This window comes from Citrobacter sp. Cf136, from assembly GCF_030333815.1.
Taxonomy (GTDB): Bacteria; Pseudomonadota; Gammaproteobacteria; order Enterobacterales; family Enterobacteriaceae; genus Citrobacter; species Citrobacter freundii.
The window spans coordinates 281,343-305,119 of record NZ_JAOWFE010000029.1; the positions used below are offsets into that span (position 1 = coordinate 281,343).

Sequence of the window (23,777 nt, forward strand, 5' to 3'; positions counted from 1 at the left end):
GAGAGCAGCGCGGCGGGCGACCACAATGTTCATCATCCGGCAGACACTCTCCTGCCCTCTTTTATTACCCACCAAAGGGAACGAGCAATGAACAACTTTAATCTCCATACCCCAACACGTATTTTGTTTGGTAAAGGCGCGATTGCTGAGCTGCGCGATCAAATTCCTCAGGACGCTCGCGTACTGGTTACTTACGGCGGCGGCAGCGTGAAAAAAACAGGTGTCCTGGCACAAGTTCAGGACGCGCTGAAAGGTCTGGACGTGCTGGAGTTTGGCGGTATCGAGCCAAACCCATCTTATGAAACGCTGATGAACGCGGTAAAAATCGTGCGTGATGAGAAAGTGACGTTTCTGCTGGCAGTAGGCGGCGGTTCCGTGCTGGACGGCACCAAATTCATCGCGGCTGCTGCACAGTACGCTGACGGCATCGATCCATGGCGCATTCTGGAAACCCACGGCAACGACGTAACAAGCGCCATCCCGATGGGCTCCGTATTAACCCTGCCCGCAACCGGCTCTGAATCTAACTCCGGCGCGGTAATTTCGCGTAAAACCACCGGCGATAAACTGGCCTTTATGACCCCGTTTGTGCAGCCAGTATTTGCCGTACTGGATCCGGTTTACACCTACACCCTGCCGCCACGTCAGGTTGCAAACGGCGTCGTGGATGCGTTCGTTCATACCGTTGAGCAGTATGTGACTTATCCGGTCGACGGGAAAATTCAGGATCGCTTTGCCGAAGGCATTCTGCTCACACTGGTAGAAGAAGGTCCGAAAGCCTTGCAGGAACCGGAAAACTACAACGTGCGTGCGAACGTCATGTGGGCGGCAACCCAGGCGCTGAACGGTCTGATTGGCGCAGGGGTACCGCAGGACTGGGCAACGCATATGCTGGGCCATGAACTGACTGCAATGCACGGTCTGGATCATGCTCAAACACTGGCCATCGTTCTGCCAGCGCTGTGGAATGAAAAACGTGATACCAAGCGTGCCAAACTGCTGCAATACGCAGAGCGTATCTGGAATATCACCGAAGGAAGCGATGACCAGCGCATCGACGCCGCCATTGCCGCAACCCGCGCTTTCTTCGAACAAATGGGCGTACCGACTCGCCTCTCTGACTACGGTCTGGACGGTAGCTCCATCCCGGCGCTGCTGGAAAAACTGCAAGCGCATGGCGGTACGAAACTGGGCGAACATCAGGACATTACGCTTGAGGTCAGCCGTCGGATTTACGAAGCTGCTCGCTAAGGTTTTTTAACCTCCGCCTTTCGTTTTTGGGTATTTATACCAGACTTAAGTCACACCTATGTCACCGGAGTATGTTCCGGTGACAGTAATTAAGGGGAGGAATTATGACCACTCCAACCATTATCAAACTACAGGATGGTAACGTCATGCCGCAACTGGGCCTGGGGGTCTGGAAGGCAAGCAACGAAGAAGTCATCACTGCCATTCATAAAGCGCTGGAAGTGGGGTATCGCTCAATTGATACCGCAGCAGCGTACAAAAACGAAGAAGGTGTCGGCAAAGCAATACGTGACGCAGGCGTGCCACGGGAAGAGTTATTCATTACCACCAAGCTGTGGAATGATGACCAGAAACGCCCCCGGGAAGCCTTGCTCGAAAGCATGGAGAAACTCCAGCTTGATTACCTCGATCTGTACCTGATGCACTGGCCAGTTCCGGCGATCGACCACTACGTTGAAGCGTGGGAAAACATGATCAACCTGCAAAAAGAAGGGCTGATTAAGAGCATCGGCGTGTGCAACTTTCAGATCAACCATCTCCAGCGGCTGATGGATGAAACCGGCGTACCTCCGGTGATTAATCAGATAGAACTTCACCCGCTCATGCAGCAGCGCCAGCTGCACGCCTGGAACGCCACACATAAAATCCAGACCGAATCCTGGAGCCCGCTGGCGCAGGGCGGCAAAGACGTCTTCGATCAAAAGATAATCCGTGACCTCGCAGAGAAATATGGCAAATCACCGGCGCAGATTGTCATCCGCTGGCATCTGGATAGCGGCCTGGTGGTGATTCCGAAATCGGTCACCCCTGCGCGTATCGCAGAAAACTTTAACGTCTGGGACTTCCGCCTGGATAAAGATGAATTAGGCGAAATCGCGAAACTCGATCAGGGCAAGCGTCTGGGGCCAGACCCGGACCAGTTCGGCGGTTAACCCCTTCCCTCCAGCCCGACACTCTCGTCGGGCCTTTACTGATTTGAAATATCAGGAAACAATTCACGCACATATATTGTTGTATTTCTTGCAGTCACTGGAGCAGCATTGCGCAACATAACCTGTTAATTATCATATAAATATATTTATTTGATGAATATATTCACCATATCCATAGGTGCGTAACCGTGACTGAGAAAAAAGGTAGCGGAGTCAAATGGCTCCCATTAATTCTTATAACATTCATTTCTGCCGGGCTGTGGCAACTTCCCCCTCCATCCGGGTTAAGTGCGCCAGCCTGGCATTCAGCAATTATCTTCGTTGCGACGATTGCTTCTATCGTGGCAAAAGTTTTACCCATCGGCGCGGTCGGCATTATTGGGATTACGGTTTTTGCACTCGCCTATGCGGCCGGGGATAAAACCGCCAGCGGCGCTATCACCACGGCGCTAAGCGAGCTGAACAGTTCGCTTATCTGGCTTATCGTCGTGGCTTTTATGATTGCCCGTGGGTTTATCAAAACTGGCCTCGGACGACGCATTGCGCTGCAGATGATCCGTCTGCTTGGCAAGCGCACACTCGGACTCGCCTACGGTCTGGCCTTTGCCGATCTGATCCTCTCCCCGGCAATGCCGAGTAATACGGCACGCTGCGGCGGTGTCATCTATCCGATTGCCGACTCTCTGGCACGCAGTTTCCATTCGAACCCGGAAGATGAGTCCCGCAGTAAAATCGGTACCTTTCTTATCACCTGCATTGGCAACGTCAACGACGTCACCGCCGCGCTCTTTATGACCGGCTATACCGGCAACTTGTTGGCGGTGAAGTTGGCGGCCAATGCGGGCGTCACGCTGACCTGGGGCAGTTGGTTTATGGCGGCGCTGCTGCCATGCCTTGTGTCCTTACTGCTGGTTCCACTGCTGGTCTACTGGATCGTGCGCCCGGAAATAAAGCACACGCCGGATGCCCCGAACCTGGCGCGCAAAGAGCTGGCGGAAATGGGCAGTATGTCTCGCGGCGAATGGCTGATGCTGGTTACCGTCGGCGTACTGCTGGTGCTGTGGATTTTTGGCGATACGTTAGGCGTCGACGCCACTACAGCCTCGTTCGTGGGACTGTCCATTTTATTGCTAAGCGGCGTTCTGAGCTGGGAAGATGTGAAAAGCGAGAAAGGCGCATGGGACACGCTGATTTGGTTTGCCGCACTGCTGATGATGGCGAACCAGCTGAAAAAACTAGGTTTCACTACCTGGTTTGGCAATCTGATCGGCGATAGCCTGAGCAGTACTATGCACGGTACCAGTTGGGTGATCGTCCTGTTGCTGCTGAATGCCGCCTACTTCTATACCCACTACTTTTTTGCCAGCGGTAATGCACAGATTGCCGCGCTGTACGCCGTTTTCCTCGGCGTCGGACTGCATCTGAATATCCCCGCAGCCCCCACGGCGTTAATGCTGGCCTTCACCAGCAGTTTGTACTGCTCGCTCACCCAGTACACCCACGCTCGCGGTCCAATCCTGTTTGGTGCCGGGTACGTTCCAACGGGCGTCTGGTGGCGCACAGGATTTATCATTAGCTTGTTTAACCAGGCGGTGTTTATCACCGTAGGTCTGATGTGGTGGAAGGTGTTGGGTCTGTACTAAACTAACTGCGCCCTGACGAATCACCTTACCTGCGGAGAAAAGGAATGACCTGTATTTTCTGTCAAATTGTTGAAGGTAAAGCACCCTGCCATAAGGTCTGGGAAGACGAGCACCATCTGGCTTTTCTATCGATTTTCCCGAACACCGACGGTTTTACCGTGGTGATCCCGAAAAAGCATTACCCCAGCTATGCCTTCGATATGCCGCCGCAGGCGTTGGCTGACCTGATGATGGCAACCCAAAAAGTGGCTAAGAAACTGGATAAGGCTTTCCCGGATGTCAGTCGTACGGGGATGTTCTTCGAAGGTTTCGGCGTAGACCATGTGCACAGCAAATTAAGCCCCATGCACGGCACTGGCGATCTAACTCACTGGAAACCGATTGAGTCGCGGCAGACCAAATTTTTCGAGCAATATGAAGGGTATCTGTCATCACACGATCATGAACGGGCGGATGATGCAAAACTGGCCGCATTAGCGGCCAGAATTCGTGAGGCATAAATACTGAGCACTTCTGCCGGATGGCGGTGCAAGCACCTTATCCGGCCTACAAAACTGTGCTGCTCGTAGGCCTGATAAGCATTTCACCACCGGGCAAAGCAAATTAACGTCCCGCTACTTTCCCGCGTTTTTTGTTTGCGGCAGGGGTCTGGCGCTGGTGCGCCACCGGGGTGTGCTTGGTCAACGCCGGACGGGTATGACGGTTCTGGCGACGTGCTTCGCGCATCTCTTCCAGCGTAGGCGCCGGAACCAGACATTCACGACGACCGCCGATCAGATGCTTTTTACCCATGTCTTCCAGCGCCTGGCGGATTAACGGCCAGTTAGCTGGATCGTGGTAACGCAGCAGGGCTTTATGCAAACGGCGCTGCTTATCACCTTTCGGCACCACCACGTCTTCACTCTTATAACCAATTTTACCCAGCGGGTTTTTCCCGGTGTAATACATGGTTGTGGAGTTCGCCAGCGGCGATGGATAAAAGTTCTGTACCTGATCCAGACGGAAACGACGTTGTTTCAGCCACAGCGCCAGATTCACCATATCCTCGTCACGCGTACCCGGGTGCGCGGAGATGAAGTACGGGATCAGGTACTGTTCTTTACCCGCCTGTTTAGAGTAGGTATCGAACAACTCCTTAAAGCGATCGTAGCTGCCCATCCCCGGCTTCATCATCTTCGACAGCGGGCCTTCTTCAGTATGCTCTGGCGCAATCTTCAGATAGCCGCCAACGTGGTGGGTCGCCAGCTCTTTGATATAGCGCGGATCTTCAACCGCGATGTCATAGCGCACACCGGAAGCAATGAGGATCTTTTTAATGCCTTTCAAATCACGCGCCCGGCGATAAAGGTTAATCGTCGGTTCGTGGTTGGTGTCCATATGCGGACAGATATCCGGGTAGACGCATGACAGACGACGGCAGGTCTGCTCCGCACGCGGTGACTTACAGCGCAGCATATACATGTTCGCCGTTGGGCCGCCGAGGTCGGAAATCACGCCGGTAAAGCCCGGAACGGTGTCGCGAATGGCTTCGATTTCATTGATGATCGAGTCTTCAGAGCGGCTCTGGATGATGCGGCCTTCGTGCTCGGTGATCGAACAGAACGAACAGCCGCCAAAGCAGCCACGCATAATGTTGATCGAGAAACGGATCATCTCATAGGCCGGAATGCGGCTGTCGCCATACGCCGGGTGCGGCACGCGCTTGTACGGCAGCGCAAAGACGCTATCCATCTCTTCGGTAGACAGCGGAATAGCTGGCGGGTTGATCCAGATGTAGCGATCGCCGTGCTTTTGCATCAGCGCACGCGCGCATCCAGGGTTGGTTTCGTGGTGCAGGATACGCGACGCATGCGCATACAGCACTTTATCGCCCTTCACTTTTTCAAAGGACGGCAGCAGCACGTAGGTTTTTTCCCACGGTTTCGGACGCGGCGGCTGTACGGTTACCGCTTTCGCTTCCTGCTTTTTCGGGGCGACCGGTTTGTTGTCGGCACACGGCAGATCTTCGCCGTACGGATGCGGGATCGGATCAATCTTGCCCGGCGTGTCGAGACGCGTGGAATCCACCCCACTCCAGCCCGGCAGCGCTTCTTTAACCATAATCGCGGTGTTACGCACGTCGCGGATCTGATCGATGGTTTCGCCCATCGCCAGACGATGCGCCACTTCTACCAGCGGACGTTCGCCGTTGCCGAACATCAGCATGTCGGCTTTGGAATCCACCAGAACAGAGCGACGAACGGTATCAGACCAGTAGTCATAGTGCGCGGTACGGCGCAGGCTGGCCTCAATGCCGCCGAGAATAACTGGCACATCTTTCCATGCTTCTTTACAACGCTGGGTATAGACCAGCGTGGCGCGGTCCGGGCGTTTACCTGCTACGTTGTCTGGTGTGTAGGCATCGTCATGGCGCAGTCGGCGATCGGCGGTATAACGGTTGATCATCGAGTCCATGTTGCCTGCGGTCACACCAAAGAACAGGTTCGGTTTACCCAAACGCATAAAATCGTCTTTGTTGTTCCACTCCGGCTGGGCGATAATCCCTACACGAAAGCCCTGCGCTTCCAGCATACGGCCGCATATTGCCATGCCAAAGCTGGGATGATCGACGTATGCATCGCCGGTAACCAGAATGATGTCGCAGCTATCCCAGCCTAGTTGGTCCATTTCGTCGCGTGACATCGGCAAAAACGGTGCCGGGCCAAAACAGGCAGCCCAGTACTGCGGCCAGGAGAAAAGGTCTCTGTCCGGCTGGATCAGGGATATTGCGCTCATAATGCTTCCAAAAATGGTAAAAAAATAATCAAAGGCCGGGGATTATACGCTGTATGTCGACAAGAAATGAAGTGGAGTCTGAACCAGGGCAGTAGAAAGTTATATAAATTGTTAAATTTTACGACGCTCATTTTTATCAATCATAATTAACACCATGCCGGCCAGCTGAGATAACTCTTTTTCGGCGGGGGATTTTTCATTGCGACTCAACGATTCACTGCATATTTCCCAGCTACGGGTTGTTGTTCACCTGTGTGGGTTTCTGGTTCTTCTCTACAGCTTTTCTATGCTGCCACCGATGACCATCGCTTTGTTAAACAAAGAGCGGAGCTTGTTCGCTTTTTTCAGCACATTTATGACTTTCTTCACCCTCGGCGGCGGGGCGTGGCTGGCAACCAAACATGCGGGTATTCAACTGCGAACACGGGATGGTTTCGTTATTATCGTCCTGTTCTGGCTGTTGTTTTCGTTTATCAGCGCGATGCCGATGTGGATGGACGATGGCTTAAACCTCTCCTTTGCGGATGCCCTGTTTGAAGGGGTTTCCGGGATTACCACCACGGGCGCAACGGTAATTGGCGACGTCAGCGCCATGCCGAAGTCGTATCTCTACTATCGGGCTCAGCTCAATTTTATTGGTGGCCTGGGTGTTATTGTCCTCGCCGTGGCGGTATTACCGCTTTTGGGTATCGGCGGCATGAAGCTGTATCAGTCTGAAATGCCGGGTCCCTTCAAAGAAGAACGGCTCACTCCAAGGCTTGCCGATACTGCACGTACGCTGTGGCTGACCTATGTCATTCTGGGTCTAATCTGTACTCTGGCCTACTGGGCTGCCGGGATGTCGTTCTTCGATGCCTTATGCCACGGGCTGTCGACGGTTTCTCTCGGCGGATTTTCCACTCGCAGTGAAAGCATCGGCTTCTATAACAGCCATGCGATCGAGCTGGTCGCTGGGGTATTTTCCCTGTTGTCTGCGTTTAACTTCACCCTCTGGTACGTGGCTATCGCGAAACGTACCTTCAAACCCTTTCGTCGTAATGCCGAACTGCGTTTCTTTTTGCTTATTGCGTTGGTTGTCACTCTGATCGCCACCTGGCAAGTTTGGCGGGCAGGCATGTATGGATTAACGGACAGCCTGGTGCATGCTTTTTTTCTGGCAAGTTCGATGCTGACAGATAATGGCCTGTCGACGGCGGATTATGCGCAGTGGCCTTCGCACACGATCTTCATGCTGCTCAGCGCCAGTTTCTTCGGCGGTTGTGTGGGATCGACCTGCGGGGGGATTAAGGTGCTGCGTTTTTTGATTATGTTCAAGCAGTGCCGTCAGGAGTTACACCAGCTCGCGCATCCCCGTGCCCTGCTGAACATTAAAGTGGGCAATAGCGTGGTAAGCGACCGGGTGGTGCGTTCGGTATGGAGCTTTTTCTTTCTCTACGTTTTGTTCACCAGCTTTTTTATCTGGGCGCTCAATCTGATGGGCTACGATCTCTTCTCCTCTTTTGCCACCGTCGCCGCCTGCATCAACAATATGGGGCTAGGATTTGGCGTCACCGCCACGACATTTGGCACCTTAAATGAGGAAGCAAAGCTACTGATGTGCGCGGCCATGATCATGGGGCGTCTGGAGATTTACCCCATTCTGATCCTGTTCTCGCGCATGTTCTGGCGGGCATAACGGAAATCCCGGCGCATTACGGCGCCGGGTTCACCAACATCTGTCCGATTGAGCCACGATCTGCCATTTCCAGCGTCTGGCTATTAAAGTAGAACGGGAAATGGGCCCAGGAAGGCTGTCCGTAATAAACCAGTAATTCAACCTGGCCGTCAACCCAGACGGTATCTTTCCAGCCTCTGTCTTCCGGGAACGGCATCGCGCCATTCACATTACGGATTAGGAACGAGACGCCTTCAATATGGAAGGACTGGGGCATATCCGCCCGCACCGTCCAGCGCTCCCAGGAGCCCTGCTGCGCGGTAATATCCATACGATTGACGTCCCACAGCTGACCGTTGATGCCAGGGTCATCGTCCAGGCTGATATCACGGCTGCGAATCGGCGAACCGCTGAGGATTTCCGTTGGCAGCAGGCGCATTGGCAGGCTGTCAGTCACCAGCGGCAGAAGCCCCGTTGGACGCAGAGTCAGCACCAGCGTGGAGATGAGAATACTGGAAGGCTCAAAGAACCCGCGGATTCTGTCGACAATACTGGCTGCCTCGCCACAGGTGATAGAGACCTCATTACCGTTCGTCATATCCACCAGGATCTCACGACGCTCGCCAGGCGCCAGCGAGAGCTGCTTCACCGAAACGGGTGCAGGTAAAAAACCCTGATCGCTGGAAATCACATGCAGTGCACGGCCATCGCTCATTTGCAGCTGGTAACGACGCGAGTTTGAAGCGTTCAGTAAACGCAAGCGCACCCAGCCGCGGGAGACTTCGACATACGGGCTTTGCGCCCCATTGACCAGCAGCGTATCACCGACAAAGCCACCGCTGCCGGGCTCGCTGTATTCCGGCGTGCCAAAGTTGTCCAGCCGCTTGTCCTGGATAATGACCGGAAAATCATCCACGCCATAGTGGTTGGGAATAGACAGTGATTTACTCACTTCATCTTCAACCAGCCACATCCCGGCAAGGCCGTTATAGACCTGCTGAGCAGTACGATTTGGCGTATTGGCGTGATACCACAACGTGGCGGCATTCTGGCGAATCGGTAGCACCGGCGCCCAGTCAGCATTCGGGGACATCATGCGCGCCGGGCCGCCCATCAGTGGGCCTGGTACCTGTAACCCGGCGACGGTCATCGAGACATTCTCAGTCAGACGGTTGCTGTAGATAAGCTTGACGTCATCCCCTTTCCAGACGCGAATTGTCGGTCCCAGGTAGCGGCCGTTAATTCCCCAGACAGGTGCGCGCGTGCCTTGTGTAAAGGACCAGTGCGCACGTTGCAGCGTCATAAATAGCGGCTGCCCCCGGCGGGATTCCAGCAGCGGAGGCACAGGTAACGGTTGTTGCTGACCGGCAGCATTAGCCTTCAGCGGAACAGCACCTGCACACAGTGCGATCCCCGATGCCTGAATGAACTGACGCCGACTGAATGACATATAAACTCCATAAAAAACTGGCTATTAACACGCAGGAAGTCATTTCCTGTAAAAAACCCGAATTGCGCGGATTAAACCTTACCGGCGGCTTCCCGCTCAGCAACTTCTTTATCGAGCTCTGCGATTTTTTGTTCCATCAGCGTGCGGCAATGTGCTGCCAGTTCACGAACCTGATCTTTGCCAAAGTGGCTAATATCCACCGGCGGCAACATCTCGACAATCGCCAGACCATTATTGAGTCTGTTTAATTTTATCTTGTTCGAGGTTGTGGAAACGCACACCGGAATGACCGGGACACCAGCAGCAATCGCTGCATGGAACGCGCCGGTTTTAAACGGAAGCAGACCGCGACCGCGGCTACGCGTTCCTTCCGGGAACATCCAGATAGAAATGCGGCGTTTTTTGAAATGATTCACCACGGCAGCAATGGTGCTGTGTGCTTTTGCGCGGTTATTTCTGTCAATCAGCAGGTTACCGGTTAACCAGTACAGCTGCCCGAAGAAAGGGATCCACAGCAGGCTTTTTTTACCTACCGTCACCGTCGGCGGTTGAACGATATTCGCAGCAGTAACCATGTCATAGTTGTTCTGATGGTTACAAATATAGATAGCATTACCATAGTTCTGCGCGTCTGCCGGCATGCGGCACTCGACCTTCAGACCATAAAGGGGAGCCAGGCGGCCAAACATATGACCGAACGTTGCAACGTGTTTTGGATTTCGCGGGCTGAACAGACAGTATATGCAACCGAAAATACAGACCAGAACGCAGTAAATAACAGTAATAATTAAACGAAAAATATATAGCATAACAACCTCTAAGGCCTAAGAGCCTGGCATTTTACGTCACCTGATTCATCACGCGGTATCAGGTTAGGGCTTTGTTAAGGGCGGCTCTCTGGAAAAGCGTATTGTTAATCGCAACGCACGAATAAACAACGGTTTCACGGGAATTTTTAACGTTGGCTCTCCCTGGGCTTTAACAGGGAGAGCCGGACGGTAGCGTTATTCTTCGCTGTCGCCGTGACTGGCGCGTCGAGGCGAGTCAATCTCAATGCTGTCGATACGCTGCAGACCACGCATTAGCGTGCCGCGACGGCCACGCTCGCCGGTCACTTTCTGCAACTCTTCGGGACGCAGTTTGATTTTGCGCTTACCGACGTGGATAGTCAGCGTGCTCTGCGGCGGCAGCACGTAAAGTTGCGCCAGACCATCCTCGCCTTTCGCCGCTTCCGCTGAAGGGATATTAATGATCTTGTTCCCTTTGCCTTTCGACAACTGCGGTAAATCGCTCACCGGGAACATCAACATGCGACCAGCCTGAGTAATCGCCAGCAGCATATCGGTTTCATCTTCAATCACCACCGGCTGCATGACGCGCGCATTCTCTGGCAGCGTAATCAATGCCTTACCTGCACGGTTACGTGCAACCAGGTCATTGAAGGTGCAGACAAAACCGTAGCCCGCATCCGATGCCATCAGCAGTTTCTGATCATCGCCTTCCATCAGCATGTGCTCAACCGTCGCGCCCGGCGGCAGAGTGAGCTTCCCGGTCAGCGGTTCACCCTGACCGCGCGCCGACGGCAGCGTAATCGGATCGATGGCATAGCTGCGGCCGGTCGAGTCCACGAACACCACCGGCTGATTGCTCTTACCCTTCACTGCCGACTTAAAGCTGTCGCCCGCTTTATAGCTTAATCCCGGCGCATCGATGTCGTGGCCTTTCGCGCTACGCACCCAGCCGCTCTGGGACAACACAATAGTCACCGGCTCAGACGGCAGCATGTCGTGCTCGCTCATCGCCTTCGCTTCTTCGCGCTCCTGCAGCGGAGAACGACGATCGTCGCCATAGGCCTCAGCGTCAGCCTGCAGCTCTTTCTTCAGCAGGTTATTCATTTTACGTTCAGATGCCAGAATGGCCTGCAACTGATCGCGCTCTTTCGCCAGTTCATCCTGCTCGCCGCGGATTTTCATCTCTTCGAGTTTGGCAAGATGGCGCAATTTCAGCTCAAGGATGGCTTCAGCCTGGGTTTCAGAAATACCAAACCGCGACATCAGCTCTGGCTTAGGTTCATCTTCATGACGAATAATTTCGATTACTTCGTCAATATTGAGGAACGCCACCAGCAAGCCTTCAAGGATGTGCAGGCGCTTGAGCACTTTTTCCAGACGATAATTCAGGCGGCGGCGCACGGTATCGCGGCGGAACGCCAGCCATTCGGTGAGGATCTCCAGCAGGTTTTTCACCGCCGGACGACCATCAAGACCGATCATGTTCAGGTTGATGCGGTAACTTTTTTCCAGATCGGTGGTGGCAAACAGGTGGTTCATCACCTGCTCCATATCCACGCGATTGGAGCGCGGGACAATCACCAGACGAGTCGGGTTTTCGTGATCCGATTCGTCGCGCAGGTCGTCTACCATCGGCAGCTTTTTATTGCGCATTTGAGCAGCGATCTGCTCCAGCACTTTTGCCCCGGAAACCTGATGTGGCAGCGCGGAAATCACCACCGCGCCGTCTTCTTTCGTCCATACCGCACGCATACGTACGGAGCCGCGTCCGTTTTCGTAAATCTTACGAATCTCCGCGCGCGAGGTAATGATCTCCGCTTCGGTCGGGTAATCCGGCCCCTGCACGATATCCAGCAACTGATCCAGCGTCGTTTTCGGCTGCTCAATCAGAGTAATCGCTGCTTTTGCCACTTCACGCAGGTTGTGCGGCGGAATGTCCGTTGCCATACCAACGGCAATACCGGTCGTACCGTTGAGCAGAATATTTGGCAGACGCGCAGGCAGCATCTTCGGCTCCTGCATGGTGCCGTCGAAGTTAGGCACCCAGTCCGACGTGCCCTGACCAAGCTCACCCAGCAGGACTTCCGCATATTTAGACAGGCGGGATTCGGTATAACGCATCGCCGCGAAGGATTTCGGATCGTCCGGCGCCCCCCAGTTCCCCTGCCCGTCAACCAGCGGATAACGGTAAGAGAACGGCTGCGCCATCAGCACCATCGCTTCATAGCAGGCGCTGTCGCCGTGCGGATGGTATTTACCCAGCACGTCACCGACGGTACGGGCGGATTTTTTAAATTTGGCGCTGGCATTCAGCCCCAGTTCGGACATCGCGTACACGATGCGACGCTGAACGGGTTTCAAACCATCGCCAATAAACGGCAACGCCCTATCCATGATGACGTACATGGAATAGTTCAGATAGGCGTTTTCCGTGAATTCATGCAGCGCCAGGCGCTCTGCCATATCGCTCATTAATCGTGGTTCCTCAACTTTGTACCCCTCTATTGAAGGGCAATATTGCCGCAGATACTACCCTATCTGGCGTGTTGAGTCACAAAGAAAAGGGCCGCGAATGCGGCCCTGATGGGGATTACTTAGCAACTTTGGTAATCTGTTTCACGTCGATTTCAACGGAGTTCCAGTCTTTATCCACTTCACCCTGGATTTCAACCACATCCTGCGGTGTGACGGTTACGCCGTTCCAGCGCTTGTGGTCGATATCCACATTCACTGTGCCGGTCGCATCTTTAAACACATACAGGTCGTCGGAAATACGCTCAACGATGTTCCCGCGCAGGGTAACCCAGGTGTCATCACGCAGTGATTTGGCGCTTTCTACTGTCGTGCTGCTACCGTTAGGGCCGACAAATCCGCCGTTTTGGCTCTGCGTAGTGGTTGTCGTTGGCCCAGAGAAGCCGCCCTGCTGAGCTGCCAGAACAGGTGCGGAACACAGTGCCATTACGGCAACCATTGCAGCTAATTTTTTCATCGTCATGTCTCCCTTTCATGTTGGTTTACGACTATTAAATAAGTTAATCCTTAACAAGTTCTTAAGGCAAAAAAAGATACTTTTTTTACTGTACAGAGACTGTAGCCACAGGTTTACTGACTGCAAATGAGTTATCGCAGGGAAGAACATATGCGTATTTTACTGATCGAAGATGACACGTTGATTGGCGATGGCCTGAAAACAGGTCTGAGTAAAATGGGTTTCAGCATTGACTGGTTTACCGAAGGCCGCCAGGGGAAAGAAGCACTCTACAGCGCACCTTATGATGCGGTAATCCTCGACCTGACACTGCCAGGCATAGACGGACGGGACATTTTGCGCGAATGGCGAGCTAACGGGAAGCAGGAGCCGGTACTGATTCTGACCGCTCGCGACGCGCTGGCGGAACGCGTTGAAGGCCTGCGCCTGGGCGCAGATGACTATCTGTGTAAACCCTTTGCGCTAATCGAAGTTGCTGCCAGACTGGAGGCGCTGGTGCGTCGTGCCAGCGGCCAGGCCAGCAACACATTGCGCCATGGCCAGGTAACGCTCGATCCTGGCGCATTGGTCGCCACGGCGGCGGGTGAACCTTTGTCACTCAAACCTAAAGAGTTCGCGCTGCTGGAACTGCTGATGCGCAACAAAGGTCGCGTCCTGCCCCGCAAACTGATTGAAGAAAAACTGTATACCTGGGACGAAAATGTCTCCAGCAATGCGGTTGAGGTCCACGTTCATCACTTACGCCGTAAGCTCGGCAGCGACTTTATCCGTACCGTGCATGGCATTGGCTACACCCTGGGTGACGCATGAAACTCACACAACGCCTCAGCCTGCGCGTCAGGCTAACGCTTATTTTTCTGATTCTGGCATCAGCCACCTGGGCCGTATCCAGTTTTGTGGCCTGGAGGCAGACTACCGATAATGTCGATGAGCTGTTTGATACCCAACTGATGCTGTTCGCCAAGCGGCTTAGCACGCTGGATATCAGCGATGTCACCACCTCAAGCAATATGGCCCGCACGCCAAAGAAACTGAAGCATGGCCATATTGATGACGACGCACTGGCGTTTGCCATCTACTCCACCGACGGCAAAATGGTGCTACACGATGGCGATAATGGCCAGGATATTCCCTACACCTACAGCCGGGAAGGGTTTAGCGACGGCCAACTCAGGGGCGACAGCGATTCCTGGCGCTTCCTGTGGCTGAATTCCGCTGATGGAAAATATCGCATTGTGGTGGGCCAGGAGTGGGAATATCGGGAGGATATGGCGCTGTCGATCCTTACTGCACAATTAACCCCGTGGCTGGTTGCGCTGCCGCTGATGTTGCTGATCCTGGTGGTCATGCTGAGTCGCGAACTCAAGCCGCTAAAAAAACTGGCGCAAGCTCTGCGCTGGCGCGCCCCGGAATCAGAAGAGCCGCTCGACCCGAAAGGTGTGCCAAGCGAAGTGCGCCCGCTGGTTGAATCGCTAAATCAGCTGTTTACCCGCATCCACTCAATGATGGTGCGTGAACGCCGCTTCACTTCTGATGCCGCCCATGAGCTGCGCAGTCCGTTGACCGCGCTGAAGGTGCAAACCGAAGTGGTGCAACTGTCAGACGACGACCCGCAAACGCGGGAAAAAGCGCTGGCGCAGCTACATGCGGGAATTGAACGCGCCACCCGACTGGTCGATCAGCTCCTGACGCTTTCGCGCCTCGACTCCCTCGATAATCTTCAGGATGTGGCGGAAATTTCATTGGAGGAGCTACTGCAATCCGCGGTGATGGATATCTACCACCCGGCCCAGCAGGCGCACATTGACGTACGTTTGCAGATTAACGCACACAATATTATGCGCACAGGACAGCCGCTGTTGCTGAGCCTGATGGTACGAAATCTGCTGGATAATGCCATTCGCTACAGTCCGCAGGGGAGCATTGTGGAAGTGACGCTCAACGCCCGCAATTTCAGCGTCAAAGATAATGGTCCTGGCGTTGCGCCGGAGGTACTTACACACATCGGTGAACGTTTTTATCGTCCACCGGGACAAAGCGTGACCGGCAGCGGTCTCGGCCTGTCAATTGTCCGCCGTATCGCAACACTGCATGGAATGTCAGCCTCGTTTGGCAACGCACCGGAAGGCGGGTTTGAAGCTAAGATCAGTTGGTAGACCAGACTTAGTGGCAATTTAAATAACGCCCCCAAAAAAGCCACCAGCCGAAGAAAAGGCAGGTGGCTATCGCGAGACAAGATAACCAGAAATCAAACATTCTTCGGACATAGAGTTTTCTGATGAGGATAATGATAAGCGGTGTAAGCAAAAAAAAGGCTGCAACGGCAGCCTGCAAACTGCGGTTATCGTTTGACACGACAGGTATACTACAAATTGAGTCATCCAGTTCAAACATCCAACTGTATTTATTGAAGGCAAAAAATGTGTCGGTTAACCAATATGCAAGGACTATGTATATAAACACTTCAAGTATGGATATTATTTTTTCTTTTAACATATATAATTACTCTCTAAGTAATGTTCTGATATGTTCTCTTATTTCCAGCAATCTCATACCATAGGATATATAGTTATAGTCTTCTGTACCTCGTTTGGGTAGATTTCTTATTAATCGGATGAAATCGTCTAAACGCCTTTGAACTCCCCGATTATACCTCACACCTGCCATTATGTATTGCTCATCGGTCATATAAAGTGTTGCTACATCAGGATAATCATAGAGAATAAGATCTCTCAAATAATTTGCTGTAACACGCAAGTTAAAATCATCCTCCATGAGACAAGTTGCTAACTCCAACTGATCCCTGGTAGTCAGTTCCGAAGGATCAAGACCAAATGTAACAGCCGCAACGCGTATCTGTGCTGCTACCGAACCAAATGATGTTTTATCTATAGGCTTATTCGCCAACCCGATCATTCTTTTAGCTTCAAAAACTTGAAATTTAAAATTTTCAGGCATTCCGCCTGATTCAATCCATGCTACTGCACCAAGCAGGTCAGAGCGTATCCCCGCAGCATTAGCATGATTAATGATTTTATCTCTGTTGTATTGTACATATGCATCTTTATAGGCATTCAAATAAAAAACTCCTGAACGACCACGCGCATCATTTCTACCCAACTTCCAAAATAAAACATCAATTTCATCCCATTTCCGAAATTTTGTCTGTGGGATAGTACAGAAACGGTTTTTCAACACAAAATCAGTTTTCATTGTCAAAAAATCCTTTCATCCCATAAGCTATATGATTCAGTACCGGCAATAAGATGTTTCCATGTAATATTTTTATAACTCAGCATAACAATTTCCTCTGGTTGATTACCAACATGAGTTAGCCCATGAGGATAGCAGGATGAGATGTTAGACAAATAAACTTCCTGTAACTCAATAGAGTAAAATCTTTCAATACCACCACCGGAGGCGGTTCTATAAAAGTCAAATACAACCGATAATTTTTCATTTTCAGATATCGCAGCACTTAACAAGGGTGATGACTTATCTATCGGTTTATAAAATTTCACAGGATGATGTAAAACATTATGCTCTCGACTAATAGAATGATCGAATTGAAGGACAAAAATTTCATCAGTGTGATTTATTTGGTATTTATTACCAATAGAAGCAGATGTTCCACAACCAGCAGAAATCATGCCCTGCTTTTCACCGGTAACAGTCGCATATATAATATTGGCCATTGTTATCCCCCAGTATGTTGATGTTTTTGGAAAACTAGCCACAGCATTTTATTCCTTCACTAGGATAAAAAATCTCTCCCCCTATCAGTTACACACATTTCAGAATTCATTTAGCCTTATACTCAGCTAATCACTCTTGGCTCGCAAAAAATTATTGCTATAAACGCAAAAGACTTTGCACATTTTGCTAATTTCACCGCACCGCTGGTGGGGGTAAAATCGTCCTCAAACGTATTTCCTTGAGGACACAAAATGAGCAACATTCTGATTATCAACGGGGCGAAAAAATTCGGCCATTCTAATGGCCAACTGAATGACACCCTGACCGAGGTCGCGGACGGTATCCTGCGCGACCTCGGGCATGATGTTAAAGTCGTACGCGCGGACAGCGATTATGACGTAAAAACAGAAGTGCAGAATTTCGTCTGGGCCGATGCGGTTATCTGGCAGATGCCAGGCTGGTGGATGGGCGCACCGTGGACCGTGAAAAAATACATCGATGACGTGTTTACCGAAGGTCACGGCACGCTGTACGCCAGCGATGGCCGCACACGTTCAGATGCCTCTAAAAAATATGGCTCCGGCGGGCTGATTCAGGGCAAAAAATACATGCTGTCCCTGACCTGGAACGCACCGATGGAAGCCTTCACTGAAAAAGACCAGTTCTTCCATGGCGTTGGTGTTGATGGCGTCTATCTCCCGTTCCATAAAGCAAACCAGTTCCTGGGAATGGAAGCGCTGCCGACCTTTATCACCAATGATGTGATTAAAATGCCGGACGTCCCGCGCTATATCGCAGAATATCGCAAGCATCTGACCGAAATTTTTGGTTAACTGGTAACCTGGAATTAGAAGGAGTTAACCATGCTTACCGTTATTGCAGAAATCCGTACACGTCCAGGTCAACATCACCGCCAGGCGGTACTGGATCAGTTTGCTAAAATCGTTCCGACCGTACTGAAAGAAGAAGGCTGCCACGGCTATGCGCCGATGGTGGATCATGCCGCAGGTGTGAGTTTTCAGACCACAGCGCCAGATTCAATCGTGATGGTTGAGCAGTGGGAAAGCATCGCGCATCTTGAAGCGCATTTGCAGACCCCGCATATGAAAGCCTACAGCGAAGCCGTGAAAGGTGACGTGCTGGACATGAATATTCGAATTCTGGAGTCGGGTATTTAAGGTTGTCGATTTGCCGGATGAGGCGTTTTAGGCCACCATCCGGCATTCAACCGCAGCGCCACCGGGCACTCCTTACCAGTAGAGCTTCCAGCTCTGAGTGAAGCGCATTAACGCTTCAACGTAGAAATAATCCCCCCAACTTGCACACTCATCGACCCCTTTGTTGCTCGACAGGTGATACACCGAGTGTTTCAGTAGCCCGTTCCCCTGTTCATCTTTACCCATCAGATAATGCCTGGTCAGCGAAGACATGATCCCCATCGCCCACTGCTGGTAGCACTCGCGATCCGGATCGGTCACCGGCAGATGTTTAATCAGCTCCAGCAGACCACAGACGGCAATCGCCGCCGAAGATGAATCGCGCAGCACATCGGTTCCGACTAATGCCAGATCCCAGTGGCAAACGGCATCTTCCGGCAGGCGATTAAGAAAGTAGTTGGCCAGCTTTTTCGACAGCTGCACCATTTGTGTATCGCCAGTGTAAATATAGCTCAGCAGAAAACCATAAATCCCCCATGCCTGCCCACGCGACCAGCAAGAATCATCAGCATAGCCCTGCTGCGTATTACCGTAACGCGGTGCGCCGGTTTGCACGTCCATATAGTAGGTGTGGAAGGTCGACGCATCCTGGCGGATCAGATATTTGGCTGCCTGCGCAACGTGGGCCTTCGCCGCATTCGCAAAACGCGGATCGCCCGTTTGCTCGCTAGCCCAGTACAGCAGCGGCAGATTCATATTGCAGTCAATGATCATCCGTCCTGCCTGATCGGGATCGCGAAGATCGCCCCACGCCTGGATGATCTGCGCCTTTTCATGAAAACGCTCCAACAGCGCTTCTGCCGCCATCAGGGAAAAAACTCGAGCATCGCGATTGCCGGTCAATCGCCAGGCCGCCACACAGGAAAGCGTGTAGAGGAATCCCAGGTCGTGGGTGTTGGTATCGTGGCGTCCGGCAATACGCATGCCAAACGAACGCACATGCTTCTCCGCCATCTCACGAAATTTGCTCTCACCACTCATTTCCCACGCCAGCCATAATTGCCCGGTCCAGAAGCTGGTCGTCCATTCCACATTCTCTGTCAGTGGGTAATAACCTTGCACACAGGTTTCGGCAGGAAATTGTTCACCGAATTCCGTTAAATGACGGCTAATCAATTCGAGGACATCTTCTCGGGCGCAACTTATTTGATCCTGAAAACTGCCGGGATTAACCGGACTGCCAGGAAATACGCGCAACGATTCCTCAACGATATGATTTAACATATTTCGGTTCCTTATGACGTAAATTATTTTGCAGGGGTATTTTCAGCAATATCGAGAGCGATATTTTTGCCACGTTTGCTCTGACAGGCTGATAAAGTAAATGCCGATATCAATGTAAAGGTCAGCGCCACAATGCCCATAATGATATATGTCTTCTCAAAGCCTATCCGGTCGTACATTAATCCGGCAGGAGAGGAAACCACCACGTTACCGACATACAGCATCGCCTGATAACCCAGTAAATACATGGTCGCATTGACACGTTTATCAAAATGCTCGGCAATATATTTGAAGACGGAAACCAGTAATAAACAGATCTCCAGACCGTATAGCGGCTTCAGCACAGAAATTAATAAATGAGAGTCACATAGCCCAGATATCACCAATCGCGCGCCCACCAGCGCCCCAACAATCAGCAGACCACGCTTCGCGCCAATATAATTGACGAATAGCGGAATGACCATGTACATGACAAATTCCATTCCCGACTGCACGGTGCCCAGATAACCAAAGACGGCGTTCCCTTCATGTACATCGGCAAAGAAAGTGACGAAGTAGCGGGAGAACTGCTGCTCCGCGATAAACATCATCCACGCCACGCCCGCAACGTACAGGCAGAATGCCCAAAATTTGCGATTACGCAGCAGGGCGTAAACATCCGTCGGGGAGATTTTCTCTTTAGTTATCACCTCCGAGGCGTTGGCCGCATTGACATTGACTTTCAGACTCACCAGAACAACCAGCATCACCACTGACGTCAGGCTGCCGAGCATAAAGTTATAGGCCGGTGAGAGGTTAAACAGCAGGCCAGAGAACGATGACGCCACCGCCCAGCCAAGCGACCCCCACATACGGATCTGCCCAAACTCCATGCCGTTCAGACGGCTGTAGCGGTCAGAATAAGATTCACAGGCCGCCACCCCGGCATACCACGCAAAGCTCAAGTAAATCGCGCCAACTATAATACCCAGCATGGTATTGGAGAGTAATAATGGCTGATAGATATAAATAAAAAACGGTGCCATTAACGCTGACATCACTACGACGAAATAGAGCAGATATTTGCTCATACCTATTTTATCGAGGATATAACCATAAATAGGCTTCAGAATAACCGAGAAAATACCATTCACAGCAAATACGGTGCCAATCACTGTACCGCTCAACTGCGCTTTTTGCCCCAACCAGATAGCCAACAAACCAATACTTGCGGACCAGGTAAAGAAATAAAGGAATATAAAACTGCTTATTTTATAATATTCAGTCCGATTTCCCGTTGAATTATTTTTCATACCACCCTCGCTATAAAAAGAACGACAACTGGCGTGCACTTTCAGGTTGCTGAATAACAACCTGGTTATTGTTGATAGATAGCTGCGGAACGGCGGAGTACTGTCTTTGCTGCCCGCTGGCACTCACGGCGCAGCAAAGCCAGCTTTCGCCCTGCGGGATTTCGCTGGTCAACACAGGAATCGACGCACATTCAGGGAACATGATGCTACTGTTCGGCGGCGTGACCACGCTGTCTGGCTGGCGAACTATGGACGGCGACAGATCAACGATAACGCTGGTTCCGTTGCATGCCGCAAGGAGGCATCCACACTCACATAACCGAGGCTCGGCTTTCATCACCGCAAATCCCCCTTCCACCGTTTGCAGCGTTCGCGCACTGTTAATACGGTGCAGGCGAAGATGCCATTCGCCAAACGGGACAAGCCAGGTCTCAATCATCACGTCATGCCAGGGAGCCCAGCGGGACCAGATAAAATTCTCATCGACCCGAACCTCGTCGCACTGACGACGGCCACGATAGTAGCCATCGCCGTCCGCCAACAGCAGCATAGAGTCACAGGCTGCATGTTTGATGCCGTAACGGCCGCGCTCAATGGTGAAACCAAAGCGGCTGGAGTAGGCAAATTTGGTGTATTTGGCTTCGGTATTAACGTAGTTGTTCAGTTCAAGCTGGCCTGAGGTCAACATCATGACATGCTCAGAATGCTCACTATGCTGCAGGATCTGCGCAGCATGGGGGATAACACGTTTTTCAACCAGTTGCGGTAGCGCCAGCTCTTCAGCCTGCCAGAATGGATGATCCTCCGGCAGTGCAAGAATCAAAAAAACCTTCAATGCCCAATAAGGCGATCCCGGCGAGTTGTAGTCTTCACACATCGCCAGATTCGGGTAGGCAAACCCCAGCGTCAGAATGCCATCACGATCGAAAATCGGCTGCTTCTGCCACCAGCGCAAATGACGCAGAATCACCCCTTTGATTATGCCTGGCGAAAGAACATCCAGTTCGGCAAACGCCACCGCGCTCCAGAAGGCAACCATGGCAAAGCGGTAGGTCAGGCTGCGGCCAAACGGCACCGATGCGCCGTCAGCGGCGGACAGGTAAATAAAATCTTCGGCAAACAAGCGCGAACGTTCACGCAGAACGACAGCGCGTTCGGTGTCATCCGGGCTGAGGGTGGCATACAACAGGCCGTAGAAGTGAAAAGCCATTGAGATGTAGTAATCTTTCGGTCGACCGGGACCATCGGAATACCAACCGTCACCAAGATAGTAGGCTTCCATCAGCTCAAAGCGGCGATCGATAGCCGCCTGATCGTAAGGCAGACCCGCACGCTTGAAACCAAGCTGAACGATAATCGCAAAGTAGTTCCAGTTGCTGTCCGGCATTTGCGAGTCGGTTATCTGATTCAGCCAGCGGTGCAGATTCTCGCGTTCGCTCAGGGAGAAATGCTGCGTTAATTGCGTCTGTAACAATGCCAGACCCAGGCCATAAGCAGCCATCTCAACCAGACGCTGATCGTAAGGACCGGTGTCTCCCCAGTAATGTGGGCTTTGTGGGTCAGTACCGAGTTTTATCGCCTGAATGTACTTTTCGGCAAACGGCACTTTAGCCCCGCCTGCCATCAGAGGAAATAGCCCCCACAACGCCCGGGAAAGCCCTTCCATACAGGCAATATCCGCGCTGTAGTGAGCACAGGTATTGCCAAGAGAAAACTGAGCCTGTCCCGCCGGAAACTGCCGATCCAGCGCACGTAAAATGGCGTTAACCGCACACGTTACGTCTTCGCGTGATGACAATGGATTTGATTTTTCTTCAGTTGCTGACCACATAATCTGCCCCTCTGAATTAAGTGGCTAAAGAATAGTGAATCGCAGAGCAGCAGAAATGTTACGTCAATCACAGCACCAGAATTAAAGTAAAACAGTGATTGAGAAAATTTAAAAATAGGGTTTATAAATTACCATTCGGCGGCAAAAATTTAAATCTATTGCACTATGACTTTATCCTCACCGCAAGAACGTCTGGAGCTGATCGCCCTTAATGATGCGGTTGCATCGTTCAGCCGTTTATTCGCCAATACGGTGCGTTATCACCACTGGCATCAGTGTCTGGAAGTGCTGTATGTGGAAGAAGGCTTTGGCGTGGTTACGGTTGACCATAAGCAATACACCATGCGACCGGGACGAATGTTCTTTTTCCCACCGTTTACCCTACACAAGATCTGGGTCGATGAGCAGGCGCGGGATGGTTATCGACGTACCATTATTCATCTCGATCAACATGCGGTACTGAAGGTGTTGCGCGACTTGCCGCATACTCAACAGCATCTGCAAAATCTGAGCATTCGCGGCAGTGAAGCATGGGTCGTCGACGCGGCGAATGTTCATCCACATGTTGATTTTCTCTTCAGCCGTTATGAAAAAATGGCCGCTCAGAAACCGCTGAGCACTGAGCAGGTTGCCTGTCTGTTAGTCAATTTATTCAGCCTGTTACCTGACGATAATGGCAATATGCCGGAAATTAGCAGCGGAATTGCCAGTCAGGTGATGTTCTGGCTGGATGAGCATTACACCCACAAATTTAGTCTGGCGGCGCTGGCGCAGGAACTGGATAAATCCAAAAGCTATGTATCCCGCCGCTTCCAGATGGAAACGGGCGAGAGCATTCTCGACTATCTCAATACGCTGCGGTTACGCAAAGCCTGTGAAGCGCTGTTACACAGTGAAATCAGCGTGCGGGAGATTGCTCAAAAGGTGGGATTTTCAGAGGTAACATACTTCATCAGCGCCTTCGGTAAAGGCATTGGCGAGACGCCGTTGCAGTATCGCAAGCGGCATAAGCTGTAACGCCTGATGGCGACG

The 23,777-nt window shown here is 52.0% G+C and carries 21 protein-coding genes; 10 read left to right on the forward strand and 11 right to left on the reverse strand.

Annotation, left to right across the window (positions count from 1 at the left end; genetic code table 11):
* Positions 1–87: 87 nt before the first annotated feature.
* The 4 genes from yqhD to OGV98_RS01935 all read left to right on the forward strand — a co-directional run bounded on the left by yqhD (position 88) and on the right by OGV98_RS01935 (position 4,326).
* Entirely contained in the window at positions 88–1,251 is a 1,164-nt protein-coding gene (yqhD, locus tag OGV98_RS01920; protein WP_003838168.1) for an alcohol dehydrogenase, read from the forward strand.
* A 104-nt stretch (positions 1,252–1,355) separates the two neighbouring features.
* Complete coding sequence (dkgA, locus tag OGV98_RS01925; RefSeq protein WP_044713733.1) at positions 1,356–2,183, forward strand: 2,5-didehydrogluconate reductase DkgA; 828 nt, start codon at positions 1,356–1,358, stop codon at positions 2,181–2,183.
* A gap of 188 nt (positions 2,184–2,371) precedes the next feature.
* Entirely contained in the window at positions 2,372–3,826 is a 1,455-nt protein-coding gene (locus OGV98_RS01930) for a DASS family sodium-coupled anion symporter (protein ID WP_003024523.1), read from the forward strand.
* A gap of 44 nt (positions 3,827–3,870) precedes the next feature.
* Positions 3,871–4,326, forward strand: coding sequence for an HIT family protein (locus tag OGV98_RS01935; RefSeq protein WP_003024529.1), 456 nt, complete (start codon positions 3,871–3,873; stop codon positions 4,324–4,326).
* A gap of 103 nt (positions 4,327–4,429) precedes the next feature.
* Here the strand turns inward: OGV98_RS01935 and OGV98_RS01940 are convergent, their stop codons facing one another.
* Entirely contained in the window at positions 4,430–6,601 is a 2,172-nt protein-coding gene (locus OGV98_RS01940) for a YgiQ family radical SAM protein (protein ID WP_003024532.1), read from the reverse strand.
* Positions 6,602–6,800: 199 nt separating this feature from the next.
* Between OGV98_RS01940 and OGV98_RS01945 the strand changes: the two genes are divergently transcribed.
* Positions 6,801–8,276, forward strand: a complete 1,476-nt coding sequence (locus OGV98_RS01945) for a TrkH family potassium uptake protein (RefSeq protein WP_048232785.1) — start codon at positions 6,801–6,803, stop codon at positions 8,274–8,276.
* Positions 8,277–8,292: 16 nt separating this feature from the next.
* On the opposite strand, the gene ftsP is transcribed toward OGV98_RS01945, so the two are convergent.
* The 4 genes from ftsP to OGV98_RS01965 all read right to left on the reverse strand — a co-directional run bounded on the left by ftsP (position 8,293) and on the right by OGV98_RS01965 (position 13,485).
* Positions 8,293–9,705, reverse strand: a complete 1,413-nt coding sequence (gene ftsP / locus OGV98_RS01950) for a cell division protein FtsP (protein WP_003024538.1) — start codon at positions 9,703–9,705, stop codon at positions 8,293–8,295.
* A gap of 71 nt (positions 9,706–9,776) precedes the next feature.
* Complete coding sequence (gene plsC, locus OGV98_RS01955; RefSeq protein WP_003024540.1) at positions 9,777–10,514, reverse strand: 1-acylglycerol-3-phosphate O-acyltransferase; 738 nt, start codon at positions 10,512–10,514, stop codon at positions 9,777–9,779.
* Between the two features lie 195 nt (positions 10,515–10,709).
* On the reverse strand, positions 10,710–12,968 hold the full coding sequence (parC, locus tag OGV98_RS01960) for a DNA topoisomerase IV subunit A (protein ID WP_003024543.1): 2,259 nt from the start codon (positions 12,966–12,968) through the stop codon (positions 10,710–10,712).
* Positions 12,969–13,086: 118 nt separating this feature from the next.
* Complete coding sequence (locus OGV98_RS01965; protein WP_003024544.1) at positions 13,087–13,485, reverse strand: YgiW/YdeI family stress tolerance OB fold protein; 399 nt, start codon at positions 13,483–13,485, stop codon at positions 13,087–13,089.
* Positions 13,486–13,635: 150 nt separating this feature from the next.
* Here OGV98_RS01965 and qseB point away from each other — a divergent pair, with 150 nt between their 5' ends.
* Together qseB and qseC are read left to right on the forward strand one after the other, a co-directional pair.
* Positions 13,636–14,295: a quorum sensing response regulator transcription factor QseB gene (gene qseB, locus OGV98_RS01970; RefSeq protein ID WP_003024547.1), complete on the forward strand. Its 660-nt coding sequence runs from the start codon at positions 13,636–13,638 to the stop codon at positions 14,293–14,295.
* The gene (qseC, locus tag OGV98_RS01975) at positions 14,292–15,641 is read left to right on the forward strand and encodes a quorum sensing histidine kinase QseC (protein ID WP_044713728.1); all 1,350 of its coding nucleotides are present in this window, start codon (positions 14,292–14,294) and stop codon (positions 15,639–15,641) included. Before qseB ends, qseC begins: the two co-directional genes overlap by 4 nt.
* Positions 15,642–15,648: 7 nt before the next feature.
* On the opposite strand, the gene OGV98_RS01980 is transcribed toward qseC, so the two are convergent.
* Genes OGV98_RS01980 through OGV98_RS01990 form a run of 3 tightly spaced genes read right to left on the reverse strand, consistent with a single transcriptional unit; the run spans position 15,649 to position 17,180 of the window.
* Positions 15,649–15,981 (reverse strand): DUF2645 family protein, encoded by a 333-nt coding sequence (locus OGV98_RS01980; protein WP_202580999.1) that lies wholly within the window; start codon positions 15,979–15,981, stop codon positions 15,649–15,651.
* Between the two features lie 6 nt (positions 15,982–15,987).
* The gene (locus OGV98_RS01985) at positions 15,988–16,698 is read right to left on the reverse strand and encodes a hypothetical protein (RefSeq protein WP_048232789.1); all 711 of its coding nucleotides are present in this window, start codon (positions 16,696–16,698) and stop codon (positions 15,988–15,990) included.
* 2 nt (positions 16,699–16,700) lie between these two features.
* On the reverse strand, positions 16,701–17,180 hold the full coding sequence (locus OGV98_RS01990; protein WP_237665921.1) for an Hcp family type VI secretion system effector: 480 nt from the start codon (positions 17,178–17,180) through the stop codon (positions 16,701–16,703).
* A 252-nt stretch (positions 17,181–17,432) separates the two neighbouring features.
* Between OGV98_RS01990 and OGV98_RS01995 the strand changes: the two genes are divergently transcribed.
* Positions 17,433–18,014, forward strand: coding sequence for an NAD(P)H-dependent oxidoreductase (locus tag OGV98_RS01995; protein ID WP_003838153.1), 582 nt, complete (start codon positions 17,433–17,435; stop codon positions 18,012–18,014).
* Between the two features lie 30 nt (positions 18,015–18,044).
* The gene (locus OGV98_RS02000) at positions 18,045–18,359 is read left to right on the forward strand and encodes a putative quinol monooxygenase (RefSeq protein WP_003024557.1); all 315 of its coding nucleotides are present in this window, start codon (positions 18,045–18,047) and stop codon (positions 18,357–18,359) included.
* Positions 18,360–18,431: 72 nt separating this feature from the next.
* Here the strand turns inward: OGV98_RS02000 and OGV98_RS02005 are convergent, their stop codons facing one another.
* Genes OGV98_RS02005 through OGV98_RS02015 form a run of 3 tightly spaced genes read right to left on the reverse strand, consistent with a single transcriptional unit; the run spans position 18,432 to position 22,745 of the window.
* Positions 18,432–19,622, reverse strand: coding sequence for a glycoside hydrolase family 88 protein (locus OGV98_RS02005; RefSeq protein WP_202580998.1), 1,191 nt, complete (start codon positions 19,620–19,622; stop codon positions 18,432–18,434).
* A gap of 23 nt (positions 19,623–19,645) precedes the next feature.
* Positions 19,646–20,914, reverse strand: a complete 1,269-nt coding sequence (locus OGV98_RS02010; RefSeq protein WP_003838149.1) for an oligosaccharide MFS transporter — start codon at positions 20,912–20,914, stop codon at positions 19,646–19,648.
* A 10-nt stretch (positions 20,915–20,924) separates the two neighbouring features.
* A complete protein-coding gene (locus OGV98_RS02015; RefSeq protein WP_048232797.1) occupies positions 20,925–22,745 on the reverse strand; it encodes a DUF2264 domain-containing protein in 1,821 nt (606 codons plus the stop codon).
* A gap of 165 nt (positions 22,746–22,910) precedes the next feature.
* Between OGV98_RS02015 and OGV98_RS02020 the strand changes: the two genes are divergently transcribed.
* The gene (locus OGV98_RS02020) at positions 22,911–23,762 is read left to right on the forward strand and encodes a helix-turn-helix transcriptional regulator (protein ID WP_203398657.1); all 852 of its coding nucleotides are present in this window, start codon (positions 22,911–22,913) and stop codon (positions 23,760–23,762) included.
* Positions 23,763–23,777 lie beyond the last annotated feature (15 nt).